Source organism: Desmospora profundinema (genome assembly GCF_031454155.1).
GTDB lineage: Bacteria > Bacillota > Bacilli > Thermoactinomycetales > DSM-45169 > Desmospora > Desmospora profundinema.
Window position 1 is genome coordinate 21,495 of record NZ_JAVDQG010000006.1, and the last position, 15,806, is coordinate 37,300.

At 54.5% G+C, this 15,806-nt stretch carries 14 protein-coding genes; 12 read left to right on the top strand and 2 right to left on the bottom strand.

What is annotated here, in order from left to right; translation table 11 throughout:
* Positions 1 to 128: 128 nt before the first annotated feature.
* From JOE21_RS13020 to JOE21_RS13035, 4 genes are all read left to right on the top strand, one after another.
* Positions 129 to 335 (top strand): hypothetical protein, encoded by a 207-nt coding sequence (locus JOE21_RS13020; RefSeq protein ID WP_309866969.1) that lies wholly within the window; start codon positions 129 to 131, stop codon positions 333 to 335.
* 156 nt (positions 336 to 491) lie between these two features.
* Entirely contained in the window at positions 492 to 1,358 is an 867-nt protein-coding gene (locus JOE21_RS13025) for an HAD family hydrolase (protein WP_309866972.1), read from the top strand.
* A 342-nt stretch (positions 1,359 to 1,700) separates the two neighbouring features.
* The gene (gene abc-f / locus JOE21_RS13030) at positions 1,701 to 3,539 is read left to right on the top strand and encodes a ribosomal protection-like ABC-F family protein (RefSeq protein ID WP_309866975.1); all 1,839 of its coding nucleotides are present in this window, start codon (positions 1,701 to 1,703) and stop codon (positions 3,537 to 3,539) included.
* A gap of 40 nt (positions 3,540 to 3,579) precedes the next feature.
* Complete coding sequence (locus JOE21_RS13035; RefSeq protein ID WP_309866977.1) at positions 3,580 to 3,936, top strand: VOC family protein; 357 nt, start codon at positions 3,580 to 3,582, stop codon at positions 3,934 to 3,936.
* A gap of 54 nt (positions 3,937 to 3,990) precedes the next feature.
* On the opposite strand, the gene JOE21_RS13040 is transcribed toward JOE21_RS13035, so the two are convergent.
* Positions 3,991 to 5,271, bottom strand: a complete 1,281-nt coding sequence (locus JOE21_RS13040; RefSeq protein WP_309866982.1) for a helix-turn-helix domain-containing protein — start codon at positions 5,269 to 5,271, stop codon at positions 3,991 to 3,993.
* 432 nt (positions 5,272 to 5,703) lie between these two features.
* On the opposite strand from JOE21_RS13040, the gene JOE21_RS13045 reads away from it, so the two are divergent.
* From JOE21_RS13045 to JOE21_RS13065, 5 genes are all read left to right on the top strand, one after another.
* Positions 5,704 to 7,032, top strand: a complete 1,329-nt coding sequence (locus tag JOE21_RS13045; protein WP_309866984.1) for a cytosine permease — start codon at positions 5,704 to 5,706, stop codon at positions 7,030 to 7,032.
* 71 nt (positions 7,033 to 7,103) lie between these two features.
* A complete protein-coding gene (locus tag JOE21_RS13050; RefSeq protein ID WP_309866986.1) occupies positions 7,104 to 8,204 on the top strand; it encodes an S-methyl thiohydantoin desulfurase family protein in 1,101 nt (366 codons plus the stop codon).
* Positions 8,201 to 9,769, top strand: coding sequence for a hydantoinase/oxoprolinase N-terminal domain-containing protein (locus JOE21_RS13055; RefSeq protein WP_309866988.1), 1,569 nt, complete (start codon positions 8,201 to 8,203; stop codon positions 9,767 to 9,769). Before JOE21_RS13050 ends, JOE21_RS13055 begins: the two co-directional genes overlap by 4 nt.
* A gap of 405 nt (positions 9,770 to 10,174) precedes the next feature.
* Positions 10,175 to 11,566 carry an aldehyde dehydrogenase gene (locus JOE21_RS13060; RefSeq protein ID WP_309866990.1) on the top strand — a complete coding sequence of 464 codons (1,392 nt, stop codon included), beginning with the start codon at positions 10,175 to 10,177 and terminating at the stop codon, positions 11,564 to 11,566.
* A 91-nt stretch (positions 11,567 to 11,657) separates the two neighbouring features.
* Entirely contained in the window at positions 11,658 to 12,290 is a 633-nt protein-coding gene (locus JOE21_RS13065; protein WP_309866993.1) for a poly-gamma-glutamate hydrolase family protein, read from the top strand.
* A gap of 113 nt (positions 12,291 to 12,403) precedes the next feature.
* On the opposite strand, the gene JOE21_RS13070 is transcribed toward JOE21_RS13065, so the two are convergent.
* Entirely contained in the window at positions 12,404 to 13,285 is an 882-nt protein-coding gene (locus JOE21_RS13070; RefSeq protein WP_309866996.1) for a DUF1002 domain-containing protein, read from the bottom strand.
* A 242-nt stretch (positions 13,286 to 13,527) separates the two neighbouring features.
* Here JOE21_RS13070 and msrA point away from each other — a divergent pair, with 242 nt between their 5' ends.
* The 3 genes from msrA to trxB all read left to right on the top strand — a co-directional run bounded on the left by msrA (position 13,528) and on the right by trxB (position 15,716).
* Positions 13,528 to 13,998 (top strand): peptide-methionine (S)-S-oxide reductase MsrA, encoded by a 471-nt coding sequence (msrA, locus tag JOE21_RS13075; protein WP_309866999.1) that lies wholly within the window; start codon positions 13,528 to 13,530, stop codon positions 13,996 to 13,998.
* Between the two features lie 374 nt (positions 13,999 to 14,372).
* Positions 14,373 to 14,696, top strand: coding sequence for an ArsR/SmtB family transcription factor (locus JOE21_RS13080; RefSeq protein ID WP_309867002.1), 324 nt, complete (start codon positions 14,373 to 14,375; stop codon positions 14,694 to 14,696).
* Positions 14,697 to 14,765: 69 nt separating this feature from the next.
* Positions 14,766 to 15,716, top strand: coding sequence for a thioredoxin-disulfide reductase (trxB, locus tag JOE21_RS13085; protein WP_309867005.1), 951 nt, complete (start codon positions 14,766 to 14,768; stop codon positions 15,714 to 15,716).
* The last annotated feature ends 90 nt before the right edge of the window (positions 15,717 to 15,806 follow it).

The window sequence follows — 15,806 nt, forward strand, 5'->3', positions numbered from 1 at the left end:
CTCCTTTGAATTGTGGTAAGCCTGCTCTTGCTGGGAACCCTGTTTTTCGCTCCGGTGGTTAGTCAGGTGGCGGCATTGCGGGTCATTACTGCTCCTGCGTTGATGATCGTCTGTCCGAACTGGCTAAGGTGAAATGGGAAGACTTTGACGAAGCGTTTCCCGCTTTTATCGTCATGTTGAGCATGCCGCTGACTTTCAGCATTGCTACGGGAATCGCCTTCGGGTTTAACACCTATCCGTTGCTGAAGGTACGTGGGAAAATCCGTGAGGTTCATCCTCTTCTGATCCTGTTTATGGTGTTGTTTATCCTGCAGTTGGTCTTCGTTCCGGAATAATGATCAATTTGAAACCAACCCGGTAAAACCGGGTTGGTTTTATTATACCACCTCCTGTCCAATGCGCCTTCCAACTCTGTATTAGTAAAATGGATGCTTTTATTCCGGTGTCAAAAGTGATACAATATTTTCTATTACCAAAAAAGGGGGATACCAATGGGACCACGCCAATTGTTTGTATCGGATCTGGATGGGACATTGTTGAACCCGACGGCGTCTTTATCGACATACAGCCGCCGCCAGCTGAAAAGGCTGCTGGAGAAAGGCCTGCCCTTTACCGTGGCCAGTGCCCGCAACGTGATTTCGATTCGCAATATTCTGGAGGACTTACCGATCCGGATGCCGGTGATTGAGCTGAACGGTGCGTTTATCAGTGATCTCCGCACGGGGAGGCACGAAGTGGTCCATGCCATTGAGCGTCCGCTGGTTCCCGAAGTGATCGAGTGGGGACGGCAAGCGGGCTGTTCCCCCTTTGTCACCACTTTTGACGGACGGGAAGATCGGTTATACGTGGGCGATATCCTTAATCAGGGGATGGCCGATTATTATCGGGAGCGGGTGCGGGAACGGGATCCTCGCTTGCGGGACGGCGTCCCTTTGGCTCGCAGTATCCGTGAGATGGTGGTTTGTATCGTCTTTATCGATCGGGTGGAACGATTGGCTCCGTTAGCTGAAAAGATCCGAAAGCAGTGCGGAGATCGGGTTCAGACCCATCTGATTCATGAGATCTATGCTCCGGGCTGGTACTGGTTGACGGTTCATGATCGACAGGCGACCAAGGACCAGGCGATTCAAGTGTTGTTGGAATCGGAGGGATTGTCCCGGAAGGAGTTGACCGTGTTTGGGGACCAGGCCAACGACCTTCCCATGTTCCGGCTGGCGGGCCGGGCGATTGCCGTCTCCAATGCCTGGGAACCCTTGAAAAAAGCAGCCACTCACGTGATCGGACATCATCGCGATGACAGTGTGGTTCGTTATCTGGTGAAGCATGCTCCACTAAAAGCGACTTCAGGTGCGGGCTGACTCCTGGACTTCACAAATCCGGCTGAAACGAGTATGATCAAAGGTGACGAAAACAAAAGGAGGATTGTTCCCACTCGACATGAGAAAAGACCGCTAATCTCTCACCCAAACCGATACGGTGGCGGGATCGCCTGTTCGAGGCGAAAGCGGTCGGGAGCAGTCTGTCCTTTTTCGGACAAACGAACAACCGGGGGAAGATCGGATTTTGTCAGTGAAGTGTGTCTGATGCGGGATCGATCAGATACAGATGCTGAGCGAAATAGTACCGTCTTCCGGCCCTTTTGCATCCGCACAGGCGAAAAACGCCTGTGTTTTTATTTGGAGCAAAGGGAGTGTGGTTCGATGTTTGTGGTAAAAGCGGCGGGGCTGAAAGTGGAAGCGGGTGGACGGATATTGTTTGAGGATGGGGATATCCAGGTGCGCCCGGGGGAAAAAGTGGCCCTGATCGGAGCCAACGGTGTGGGCAAAACGACCCTGTTGAAGGTATTGGCAGGGGTGATCACGCCCGACGGGGGCACCGTCAACCGGTCGGTTTCCGTAGACCGCTGGGGAATCCTAAACCAACAGGAAACGTTCCCTTCTTCCATAACAGCAGGAGATTACGTCCGCTCGGGGCACCCGAGGCTGTTTCGGCTTTACCGGGAGTTGCGGCAGGCGGAGCGAAGCTTGGAACAGGATGCGGGTGAAAAGTTGGAGGCTCGGATTGCCCGCTACGGAGCCTGCCAGGAAGCGTATCAGAATGCGGGCGGTTACGAATGGGAAGTGGAAGTGCTGCGGACAATGAAACACCTGGGGCTGACACCGGGTGTATCCGACACTTCCATGGAACAGCTCAGCGGGGGTCAGAAGACGAGGGCCCAGTTGGCGCAGCTTATGGTGAAGCGTCCGGAGTTCCTGTTATTGGACGAACCGACCAACCATTTGGATCGATCCACATTGGAGTGGTTGGAGACGTGGTTGTCGGGGTGGAATGGCGCGGCGCTGTTTGTATCCCATGACCGTTGGTTTATCGATCGGGTGGCCGATGTTACGGTGGAACTGTCCAAAACCGGGACCCGCGCTATCCGGGGCGGATACAGCCGCTTTACCGAACACCGGGATCAGGAGCGGAAAGCGCAGGAAGCCTTGTGGCGGAAGCAAGAACAGGAAAAGAAAAAGCTGGAGGAGTCGATCCGTCGATACCAGACCTGGTTTCACCGGGCCCATGCCGCCGCCGGGGAACGCAATCCGTTTTTGAAGAAAAAGGCGCAAAAAAATCAAACCCGCTCCAAAGCGAAGGAGGAAGCATTAAGGCGGTTGGAGGAAAACCGGGTGGAGCGACCCCGGGAGAACCCCCGCGTTCAGGTGCGGCTAAACGCTGCTCCCATCGAGGGGCGACACCTGCTGACGGTGACGGATCTCGCCTTTGGATACGGGGAGAAAGCGTTGCTGGACGGAATCGATTTTGATATTCGTCCCGGAGATCGGCTGGCCTTGACGGGAGCCAACGGGAGCGGCAAAACTACCTTGTTGAAACTATTGACCGGCGAGCTTCACTCGCAACGGGGGGAAGTGCGCCGCCATCCGGAACTGCGGATCGGCTACTTTGCCCAGGAGCTGGAGATCCTCGATCCACAGGAGACGATCTTGGACAGTTTGCTGCGCCTTCCCGGCATGACCCGCACCGAAGCCCGCAACATTCTGGCGTCGTTTTTGTTCCGAGCGGACTCGGTTTTTCAACGAATCGGCTCCCTCAGTATGGGAGAGCGCTGTCGGGTGGCATTTGTACGCCTGTACTTTTCCCGCGCCAACCTCCTGATTTTGGACGAACCGACGAACTACCTGGACATTCCCACCCGGGAACGGATCGAAGAAGCCTTGGCCCACTATCCCGGATCGATGGTGTTGGTTTCCCACGACCGTTTTTTGCTTTCGCTTATCGCCAACCGTGTCGCCTCTTTGGAAAACGGTCGCCTGGCGTTGTTTGAGGAGGGCTATCACGCTTACCTGGAACGGAAGCGGCAAGCCACCGCCCGTTCCCATACCGACCCAGACCGGATCCGAATGCTGGAACTTCGTCTCACCCAACTGATGGGTGCGGAAGAGCCGGAAGATGAGGGAGTACGGCAACAGCTGATGGCAGAGATTCGAAAAATCCGGTCGGAGCTGGATCAGTGGAAGGGACGGGGGAAGGAAGAGTAGAAAGAGAAAAAGGATATCATTTTAATCAGGGGGGAAACGTGTGTCCAGTCCCATTCAAAACAAAATCGGTGCGACCTTTATCCCCGTAAGCGACTTGGAACGAGCGAGAGATTGGTACTGTGAGATTTTGGGCTTGGAGCCGGACGGAGAGATCCAATACGGGCATCTGTATGTGATTCCGTTACAAGGGGGAAATGGCTTGGTCCTGGACAGCAAGATTTATCCCCAGCGATCCCCGGGCACAGCCCCTCTCTTCCATTTCAATACGGATGACATCGAAGAGGCGTATGCGTTTCTGAAAGGCAAGAATGTGGAGATCACCACCGGTATCCAAAACGGACACTGGTTCAACTTCAAAGATCCCGACGGCAACATGTTGATGGCCTGTAAATGTTGAATCGGCTAAAAATCCCCGGCTGCGATTTGGTCAGCCGGGGATTTTCTCTTGCCGCTAGATCATTTCATCGACAAGCTCCAAGTAGAGAGAGTGATTTTCCTGTTTCCAGAAGTCGGGCAGGCGGAGCAAGGTCATGTATTCCATCTTTCGATAGCCGTGTTGCTTTGCCAAGGACAGGACGCGTTCATAAAAGGATTGGGCCTTTTTGTCGTCTCCCTTGTTTCGATAAAGATCGCCCATAATGATCAAGGATCGGATCAATCGGGGGGCGTCATTGGCCTGCTCACTGATTTGAATCGCTTTCTGCAGCATCTGTTCCGCTTGATCGAGGTCGTTCTGAGAGAGATATAACACTCCGAGACGGCTGTAGACGGTGGTGGTTTTGGCAGGAGGGGTAATCTTGTCGACCAGATCCAGTGCGGCCATGAAGCAATCCCTTGCCCAGGCCAGCTCTTTTTTGGTTAAGTATACGCTGCCCAATACACTCCACAAATCGAACATTAAGGAATGGTTTTTGTTTAATCTGGCAATTTCCAACCCCTCGTAACTGTATCGAATCGCCTCCTCAAATAAGTGGCTTTTTCGTGCCAGTTCGGCACGCAGCCAGTAGAAAGTTAAGAGAACACTATTGCTAACGATTTCATTCTTTCGTTCCCATATGGATAATACAACTTGTAAACTTTCACTCACCCTGCCTAAGCGTTCAAGATAGATGGCAATATTCATATGGAGTATAAACTCCAAGTACTTTCTTGCTCCGTGAGGATTAAATACCGCCAGCGCTTTACGGGTATGATCCAATGCGATATTCAGATTATTGGTTCGATAGTTACAAAAGCCCAACTCCAGATAAGTGGCTGCTTCTGTATTTAATTCCCGATGCAAAGGATTGGAAGAAGATAGATGAATCGCTTTTCGCAGGTGGCGTTCCGCTTTGTCCCATTGATTCATATATGCATGACACTTTCCTCTCAGATAATAAACGGTGGCACCGTATACATGATGATCGTCCACTCCCAACTCGTTCAACAGTTTTAACGCTTTTTCCGGATTGCCGGCCCCTCCCAGGCATTCGATATAAAAGAGGCGGTTTTTCAGCCGTTCCAGCTCTTCCTGTTCTTCCGCCAGAAGGCCGGGCAGGTGATCCATCCTAATATTCAGTTTTTGGAGCAGGTAGATGGCCCGTTCGTTGCTGACATGGGGGACGCCGCGTTCAATGTTGCTGATGGTGGCCGGGGAGATGTGTTCGTCTGCCAGGTCTTCCAGTCGGAGGCCGCGCTCTTTACGCGTTTTGCGGATGATTTCACCGACTTCGCTCATGGGCAATGGTTTCATGGCATCGAATCCTCTCTGTTGAGTTCTCCCTAAAATTGTAATCGATGTGGATTCATTTTGGAATCTCTTTAGAATTTAATCCGATATTTAATCGAGAACGGTCGAAAAACGTTTGTGAGACTTTTGAGTTGTGGTAAAATTTTGGCGAAAAAGATTTTCCATAAGACTATCGATCTAGGGCCTGTCTGGTAATTCAATCTTCCGTGAGTAAAAGGGAGGGTCGGTATGGCTGGCGGAGAGCCTTTGCGCTTTTTGCAACGAAACGAAGACAGCCATACCGACCAGGGATCTCGCGCTACGGATTTATCAGACACGCCCTAGTAGACCTGGCGTGGTTGTTTCCGAAGTAGTTGTGGTTGTCTGGTGATGGACGAGGGGTTGTGTCATTGGGAGCTTCCTTTCACACCGATGAAACGAAGGAGATGACAGGTGATGCGTGAAACGACGGACAAATTCCAGGATTTTGAACGGCAACCGGTTCCTTTGTCATTACGGAAACCCTGGTGGACATTGGCATTGGTCTATATCGCCATCGCGGTCAACCTGGCCGCCATTTTGTTGGGGGGGCAGCTGGCCGACAATCTCTCCTTTGCGGAATCGATGGCGGCCACCGTGATCGGGTCGATACTGGTTGCGACGATCGCAGCCCTATGTGCCTATGTCGGGGCAAAAACCCGCTTGTCCACGGCGATGGTGAGTCGTTATACCTTTGGGGAAGTGGGCTCCCGAATCGTCTCCATCCTGTTGGCGACCACCTTGTTTGGATGGTTTGGGGTTCAAGCCGGCTTTTTTGGGGCCAGTGCCCTGGTGGTGGTCCAAAACGTGTTGGGTGTGGAGGTGCCCACCTGGCTTCTTTCGTTGATCGGCGGAGTGTTGATGACCACGACGGCGGTGTTGGGCTACCGGGCGATTGAGAAGTTGAGCCTGATTGCGGTTCCCTTGATGATCGGGCTTCTGATTGGATCGCTCTATTCCGTTTCCAAAGCGCAATCCATCGGCGCGCTGATCGCTGATTCCTCCAACGGCGCCATGACGATCGGGCTGGGGATGTCGCTGGTGGCCGGGGCCTTTATGGTAGGGGCGGTGATCTCGCCGGATATCTCCCGGTGGGCTAAAACCACAAAGGATGCGGTTTTGTCCGCTTTTTTCGGTTTTTTTGTGGGCAATGTGATTATGATCGCGATTGCGGTCATTCTGGCGAAAGCGGTGGGAACAGGGGATCTTATCGAAATCTTCCTGACGTTGGGGCTGGGAACATCCGCCTTGTTGATTCTGATATTCGCCCAGTGGACCACCAACGATAACAATCTGTACTCAGCGGCTCTCGGGTTTTCGGTGGTGATTCGGAACATTCCCAAATGGCACTTGACCATCGGGGCGGGAATCATCGGCACCACGTTGGCGGTGGTGGGGATCTACGATTGGTTTATTCCGTTCCTCTCCCTTTTGACGGTATTGATCGCACCGCTGGGAGGCATTTACACGGCGGAGTATTTCCTGCTCAATAAACACCGGTTTCAATTCTCGTTCATCCAGGAGAAAAAGATTCCTGTCATGATGTGGCGTTCCATGGCGGCTTGGGCGGCGGCATCCGGGATTGCCTTTGCGACCACGCCAGTCGCCGGCGGTGGATTCGGTTGGTTGACTCTCACCACCCTCCCGGCGCTGGACGGATTTTTATCCGCTCTGGTGCTGCAGTACCTGTTGGGTAAAATCGGGAACGCGTCCGAGAAACAGTCCGATATGTCGGCGGCTTCGTGAAAACGGTGGAATCGGACCTGAAATCCGATGGCGGGTTTCGGGTTTCTTTTCAAACAGAATGGAGGAGAGGAATGTTACGGCAGATTGATCCGGAAGCGATTGAACATATCGCAGTAGGTGCGGCTGTCCTGGGAACGGGGGGAGGGGGGGATCCCTTTCTCGGAAAGTTGATGGCCCTGCAGGCGGTGAAGGAACACGGGCCGATCCCCTTGATCAGCGTGGACGAACTGGATGACGACGCATGGATCGTACCGGCTGCCATGATGGGAGCGCCGACGGTGATGCTGGAGAAATTCCCATCGGGAAAAGAATTGGGAATGGTGTTCGACCTGTTGCAACAACATGCGGGCCGGCCGATTGCCGCAACGATGCCGATTGAGATCGGCGGTTTCAACTCCTTGATCCCGGTGGTGGCAGCCGCGCAGCTGGGACTGCCGATCGTGGATGTGGATGCGATGGGCCGGGCATTTCCGGAAATGCAGATGGTCACCTTTTACTTGGATGGAATCAATCCCTCCCCTGCGGTGATGGCGGATGAAAAGGGAAACCGGGTGCTGATGCACACAGTAGACAGTGTATGGGGGGAACGCTTTGCCCGCAGCCTGACCATCCAGATGGGCGGCGCTGCGACACTGGCCGCTTTTTCTGTCACGGGCCGGCAGTTGAAGGAAAGCGGAATTCTCGGAACCTTAACCCAAGCGGAAGCCATCGGTCGGCTGATCACGGAGTCCCAAGGGACCGATGAGGATCCGGTGCGGACGGTGTTGGACCACCTGGGCGGGTTTGAGTTGTTTCAAGGAAAGGTGTCCGATATAAAGCGACGGATGGACACCGGTTTTGTTAGAGGAGAAGCCTTGTTTGAAGGGATAGGGGAGTGGGCAGGCCGACGGATGCAGCTGTATTTTCAAAACGAGCATCTTCTCGCCCTGGAAGGGGGGAAACCCCGGGCGACGACTCCCGATCTAATCGCGGTACTGGACCGGGAAACCGGTTCGCCGATTACAACGGAAGGACTGCGGTATGGAAACCGGGTCAGTGTCACCGCGATTCCTTGTCATCCCAAATGGCGGACCACAGCGGGGATCGAGGCGGTGGGACCTCGTTATTTCGGTTATGAATGTGATTATGTGCCGGTGGAAGAACGACTTCGTACAGAGGGGGCAGCAAGGTGAGTGTTCGGATTGGGATCGACGTGGGGGGAACCAACACCGATGCGGTTATATTGGATGAGGAACTGCGCTGTATCGCCAAAGTGAAAACCGCAACCACTGACGATGTGGAAGAGGGGATCGTGACGGCATTGAGCCGGGTGATCCGGGATGGTGGGGTGGATCCTTCCCGGGTCCAATATGCGATGTTGGGAACCACTCACTGCACCAATGCGGTGGTGGAACGGAAACGGCTCAACCGGGTGGGCGTCATCCGGATCGGGTTGCCGGCGACAGCGGCGATTCAGCCGATGACCGGGTGGCCGTCCGATCTGAAGGCGGCCTTGGGAGAACACGGTTATCTGGTTCCCGGCGGCCACGAGTTTGATGGCCGCATGATCGCTCCCCTGGGAGAGACCGAGATCCGGGCGGCATTAAGGCGGATGGAAGGACAGGTGGACGCGGTGGCGATCACTTCCGTGTTCGCTCCGGTGAGCGACTGCCATGAGCGGGAGGCGGAGGCGATTGTGCGGGCGGAGTGGGGGGATTCGGTTCCCGTATCCCTATCCCATGAAGTAGGCAGTATCGGTCTGGTGGAACGGGAAAACGCCACCATCCTGAATGCAGCCTTAATGCGGACGGCAGAACAAGTGGTGCGCGGATTTCAGCAGGCATTGGAACGGGAGGGGATCCGGGCGCCTCTCTTTCTAGGGCAGAACGACGGTACCCTGATGTCGGCGGACTATGCTCGTCAGTATCCCATCCTGACGATTGCCTGCGGTCCCACCAATTCAATCCGGGGTGCGGCCCATCTGTCCGGCTACAGTGAAGGGCTGGTGGTGGATGTGGGCGGCACCACGACGGACGTCGGCGTATTGGTCAAGGGTTTTCCGCGGGAGTCAGCCGTGGCGGTGGAGATTGGCGGGGTGCGCACCAACTTCCGTATGCCCGATCTGCTGTCGGTGGGGTTGGGCGGCGGAACCGTGGTACGTGGCGGGGCAGGGGCCGTCACGCTGGGACCGGACAGCGTCGGATACCGTCTCCATCAAAAAGCGAGGGTGTTTGGCGGAGATACCTGGACGGCCACGGATGTAGCCGTCGCCGCGGGCCGGATCGATTGGAACGGTCCGCAACTGAAGATGCCCCAAAAGAGCGCGGCGGAGGCCCGTTGGTGCGAAGAAGCGTATCAACGGATGGTGACCACTGTGGAAGAAGCCATCGACCGGATGAAGACCAGTGCGGCACCGGTGCCGGCCATCCTGGTGGGAGGCGGAAGCGTCTTGCTTCCGGATCGACTGGAGGGCGTGTCGGAAGTGATCCGGCATGGGGATTACGATGTGGCCAACGCGATCGGAGCGGCGATCGGTCAGGTGAGCGGACAAGTGGAACGGGTGTATTCGCTGTCGGAGTTGAGCCGTTCCGAAGCGATGGAGCACGCAAAAAAAACGGCAGTGGGGGATGCTGTCAAAGCGGGGGCGGATCCAGCCACGGTAACCATCGTGGACGTGGAGGACGTTCCGTTGGCATACCTGCCGGGCAATGCGGTCCGGATTCGGGTCAAAGCGGCAGGAACCCTTCAGCAGGGATAGCCTCAGTCCCTCCCTCTTCGGTGAATTCCATCTTTTCTCATTCGTTTTGCCAGAAAAAAGCGCGTGGCAAAGGGAAGAAGCGGGAATATGCTGATTATAGAGAGGAATTGCCACAGGGGGAGGGATCAAACGATGACTTGGATCATCGATGGTGTCATCCTGGTGGGCATTCTGGTTGTGTCTGGATACTTTGGAGTGATCACGTACCGGAAGCGGAAGCAGATGAAGCGTTAACGAGAGGAAGAAGGGCCTTGACATCCAGGTGTGTCCCAGGTGATGTCGCGAGGCCAGGGAGCGAAGTGGCCTGCCATCAGGCAGGGCCTTTTTTTGTATTGTAAAACTTTTTTATGGGGTGTATTCTTTCAGAGACTGGTTACGGATCAGACAGAATGGGGAGGGACGGAGATGGAAGAGAGGCAGGCGGAACGGGAACGAAGTCAGTCCGTGCTGGAAAAGCAACGATCCTTTTTCCACTCGGGTCAAACGCGGGATGTGGACTTTCGACTGCGGCAGCTGGACGCCTTGCGGGAGTCGGTGAAACGATGGGAACCTCAGGTGTTGGAAGCGCTCCGTCACGATCTGAACAAATCGGAGATGGAGGCGTATGCCACGGAAGTCGGGATCTTGCTGGAAGAGATCGGCTATACGCGGAAGCGTCTTCGGTCGTGGGTCAAGCCGAAGAAGGTAAAAACATCAAAAATGCTGTTTGGATCCAAAAGTTTGATTTACCCGGAGCCTTATGGGGTCTCGCTGATCATCGCACCGTGGAACTACCCCTTTCAGCTGGCATTGGCTCCGCTGGTAGGGGCGATCGCCGCCGGAAACTGTGCCGTGATCAAACCCTCCGAGTGGACTCCTCATACATCGAAGCTGCTGGCCGAACTGGTGGCAGATACGTTTGCTCCCGAGTATGTCACCGTGGTGGAAGGAGCGGTGGAAACCAGCACAGCCTTGTTGGAGCAGCCCTTTGACACTCTCTTTTTCACCGGCAGTGTTCCTGTGGGACGGATTGTCATGGAAGCCGCTTCTAAAAATCTGATTCCTCTTACGCTGGAGCTGGGAGGCAAAAGCCCGGCCATTGTGTCCGAGGATGCCAACCTTTCGCTGGCGGCCAAGCGGATTGTCTGGGGGAAATATACCAATGCAGGCCAAACCTGTGTCGCACCGGACTATCTTCTGGTTCAGGAAGACATCCGGGAGGAGTTGGTGGAGAAGATCCGGGAGGCGATTACGGCGTTTTACGGTGACAACCCCCTGCAGAATCCCGATTACGGCCGCATCGTCAATCAAAAGCATTTTCAGCGTCTCTCCTCATTTTTAAAGGAGGGAAGGGTGGTCGTGGGCGGAGAATCCGATCCGGAATCGCTGAAGATTGCCCCTACCGTGTTGGATGGAGTGACTTGGAAGGATTCCGTGATGCAAGAGGAGATCTTTGGCCCCATTCTGCCCATCCTACCCTTTCGTCAATTGTCGGAGGTGGTGGAAATGGTAACCCGCCACCCCAAGCCGCTGGCTCTGTATTATTTTTCAGAAGACCGGTCCAAGCAGGAAAAGGTGCTGGAGGAAATCTCCTTCGGCGGGGGATGCATCAATGATACGCTGATGCACTTGGCCAGCCCTTACCTTCCGTTTGGCGGCGTGGGGAACAGCGGAATGGGAAGTTACCATGGAAAATACAGTTTCGACTGTTTCTCTCACCACAAAAGCGTAGTCAAGCAAACCACCCGCTTTGATATGTCATTCCGCTATCCCGGCAGTAAGAACGGTCTTTCGATATTCCGGCGGATCATGAAATAAGGAGAGGCTTGGCCGCCCCAGCTACCCAGGAGTATGGGGGGTGGGTGAATATTGTGATCACATGCTGTGACGGCAGAGGAGGGGAGAGACCATGGGAGACCGCTACCGAAACTATCAGGAGTTGTCCGGCCGGGAGCGGGAGGGAGTGGATTACCGGGTGGAGACGGTGATTCACGGAGAACGCTTTTTTGCGTTGGCGGCCATTCACGGCGGCGGCATTGAACGGGGCACTTCGGAGTTGGCGGAAGCGGTCGCGGGGAAAGAATGGAATTTATATCGGTTTGAAGGAATGAAGCCTCCTGGGGAAAACCGAAACCTGCATCTGACTTCTACCCGGTTTGATGAACCGCGGCTGGCCGATGTGCTGTGCCTTTCTCGACGCGTGGTCGGGATTCACGGAGCCCGCGGGGAAGACCCGGTCTGTTTCATCGGGGGCCGGGACTTGGAATCGGCGGAAGCCATCGCCAGCCAGCTTCGCGCATGGGGAATGGCCGTCCGATGGGCCCCTTCTTCCATGGCCGGTACGCACCGCCGCAATATTTGCAACCGGGGTCAAGATGAAATCGGAGTGCAGCTGGAACTGACCACATCGTTGCGCCGTTCCTTTTTTCACGACTTCAGCCACAGGGGCAGGCGTGAGACGGCCACCCCGGCTTTTTACCGATTTGCCGGTGGCCTTCGCCGGGCGCTGGCGAAAGTGGCCGCGGCCATTCCGGATCGGTGAGACGCGGGAACGAAGACAGCCATACCAACCCGGGATTTCGCCCTACGGATTGTTCAGACACATCGAAAAAAGACTGCCGACTCAAATGGTCGGCAGTCTTTTGATAGACGGCGTCAGCTGGAGAACGCGGATTTCAGGGATTCAAACAGTTCCGCCAGCCATGCCCACAGTTCCTCGAAAAAGCCCTGAGCTTCCTCTGAACTGAGTGCGTCTTTCAGTTTGTTCAGCTGGTTGCCGAGTGCATCCCAATCGATGTTGAGCTGAGAGAATTTATACATGACATTGGTGATATTCTGGATGTCCTGATCGTTCAGATTGATATTCAGATCTCCGGCGACATTAATGATGATATTGCGTACCTCTTCTTCGCTTTTCGGTTGCTGCTTGGCGATTTCATCTTTTACTTGGTTCATGAACTCGGCGGCTTTGTCCGGATCTCCCAGCTTTTCACCCAGTTCGGAGGTTTGCATCATCTCTTCGTTGGCCACTTCCCGCTGTTCCTGGCTGATGGTTTGATCCGATGCTTTTTCGAAAGCCATCATGATCCCGGTGAGAGCGGCGGTGCCGGTTACCGGTTCCGGGGAAGTGACATACACGTCCGCATCTTTTACTCCTGCGGTAACCAACGCATTGGCATACATCTGTTCCGTCACGCGCGTGACGTTTTTGGCTTGAACCCGGATTCCATTGCCCTCTTCCGTCAGGGTGATGCTGGCGGAAGAGTATGCTTTGTTATTGGCTCCGGAAGGGGTGCCGCCCGAGGTGCCTTTTCCTAAGTATTGACGGATGTCATCGATACTGACGTCAATCGTGTCCACGCTGGAATCCAGTTTCATCTCATCTAGCATGGCCTGGCGCTGCTCTTGACTCAAATCCGCCCCCAGCGTGACAACCGTATTGCTGGTTTCCGCCGATGCTGCCAGCGGGAAGGCGAACAAACCGAAAGCGAGAGAGACGATGAGCGAAAAAATGCCGTAGCCTTGTAAACGTTTCATGTTGGAAAAACCCCCTTTTTCACATATTAAATAGAACGGGACGTTCAGGGAAGAGTTTTTTTATGTGTTTCTTCTGGTGAGGTTCCTCTATCCCTGCCCTTTTTAACGATTTCGTTTCCCATCGGGTTTCTCCCTTTTTGAGGAAAAATGTGGCAGGGAGAATCGGAAGACGGGTTGCCGAAACCGATTTTGTTCCGCTACCATGGATGATAAGCCATATGCAAGTGAAAGGAGTGTCCGGGATGGAACGAGCTACCTTTGGAGCCGGTTGTTTTTGGGGAGTGGAAGAAGAATTCCGCCGAGTGAAAGGAGTCACCTCCACTGCTGTCGGATATATGGGGGGAAGCACCGAAAACCCCACTTATGAAGAAGTATGCTCGGATGAGACAGGACATGCCGAAGTCGTGGACCTCACCTTTGATCCCTCCGTGGTGTCGTATCGGGAACTGCTGCAAACTTTTTGGGAGAACCATAATCCCACCACGTTGAACCGGCAAGGTCCGGATGTGGGCACCCAATACCGTTCGGTGGTGTTTTATCACACGCCGGAGCAGCGGGAGCAGGCGGAAAAGTCCAAACGGGAGCTGGAAGCATCGGGTAAATGGAAAGATCCCGTCGTCACACAAATCGTCCCCGCCGCCCCCTTCTACCGGGCGGAAGAATATCATCAGCGCTACCTGCAAAAGCGCGGACAATCCACCTGCGGAATCTGATGGATGAAAAAGAAGCCCGTTTCGCCGAAGGCACGACGGGCTTCTTTCATGAGAGCGGATCAAAAGATCAACAAAAGCGGACCCAGAGACAGCAACGTGAAAAATAGGATGATCAACACCTGGATAAACACCAACTTTTTGAACTTGCCCAGAAACGGAAACAGGAAAAACATCGAACCTCCCCCTCATGCTGGGTTCCTGTGATCAGAATATGACCGGGGGAGAACGGATGCCTGGACAAAACAAAAGCCGGGCTTTGGTCGAATGGAAAGAGGCGGCCTTTCTCCATGTTTAACTGTTTTGGAGAAAGGGGTACTCTATTAAGTGATTGACAAATATATAAGAACATGCTTATATATAATCGGGTGATACGGATGGAATACGATCGGCTGGCAGAATGTTATAAGGCCTTGGCAGACAAGACCAGGTTGCGCATCTTGGCGCTTCTGAAAGAAGAAGCTCTGTGTGTAGGTGAACTGGTCTCCATCCTGGGTATGACCCAGCCGGCGGTTTCCCAGCATGTGCGCAAGCTTGCCCGCGCCGGTTTGGTGAAGGAACGACGCCAGGGGCAGTGGATCTATTATTCCCTCCACGGGGAGGGGCTTCCTGTTTATCCGTCTGTATTGGAACACTTGCCCAACGCGAGTGGGGACATCGAACGGCTCAAACGGGAGGGCAAAAAAGGGGTCTGCGAATGACCACAGATGTCAACCGGATTTGGAGTCGGAAACGAAATCAATCGATCATTCGAGGAGGATGTTGCAAACATGCATAAAGTGATCATTCTCGGAACCGGCCCGGCAGGACTGACAGCCGCGATCTACCTGGCACGGGCAAACATGAACCCGTTGGTGGTGGAGGGGCCGGAACCGGGGGGACAGTTGACCACCACCACAGATGTGGAAAATTTCCCCGGCTTTCCTGACGGGATTCTCGGTCCGGAGTTAATGGATAATATGCGCAAGCAGGCCGAGCGCTTCGGGGCGGAGTTTAAGCGCGGCTGGGTAACGGATGTGGATCTTTCCGAGCGCCCTTTCCGCATTCAGGTAGATAGTTTAGGTGAACTGAAAGCCGAATCCCTGGTCATCTCCACCGGTGCCTCCGCTAAGCTCCTGGGTATTCCCGGTGAAAAGGAAAATATGGGGCAGGGTGTCAGCACCTGTGCCACCTGTGACGGCTTTTTCTACCGCGGCAAAAAGATCATCGTAGTCGGCGGCGGGGATTCGGCTATGGAAGAAGCCAACTTCCTGACCAAGTTTGCTACGGAAGTAACTGTGGTGCACCGCCGGGATGAGCTGCGCGCCTCTAAGATCATGCAGGATCGGGCAAAGGAGAATGAAAAGATCCACTGGGCGATGAACCGTACTCCGGTGGAAGTGGTCACCAAGGAAGGCGGCGGTGTCAAAGGTCTCAAAGTGCATAACAAGGAGACCGGCGAAGAGGAGATCCTGGAAGCGGACGGGATTTTCGTCGCCATCGGGCATCATCCCAATACCGGTTTCCTGAACGGGCAAGTGAAGACGGACGATCTGGGATATATCCAAGTGGAACCCGGAACGACCAAAACCAGTGTGGAGGGGGTCTTTGCCTGCGGCGATGTACAGGACCATATCTATCGCCAAGCCATCACTGCAGCCGGCACCGGTTGCATGGCGGCCATGGATTGCGAGAAGTACCTGGAAGGATCGGCCGCAGTCGATTGGAGCCAGGCACTCTAATACTCCTTTAAAAACCGACGGCATCCATGCCGCCGGTTTTTTCTTTTTTTGGGCAACATCGTAGGAAAAAAGAACGATCGATTCTCATCG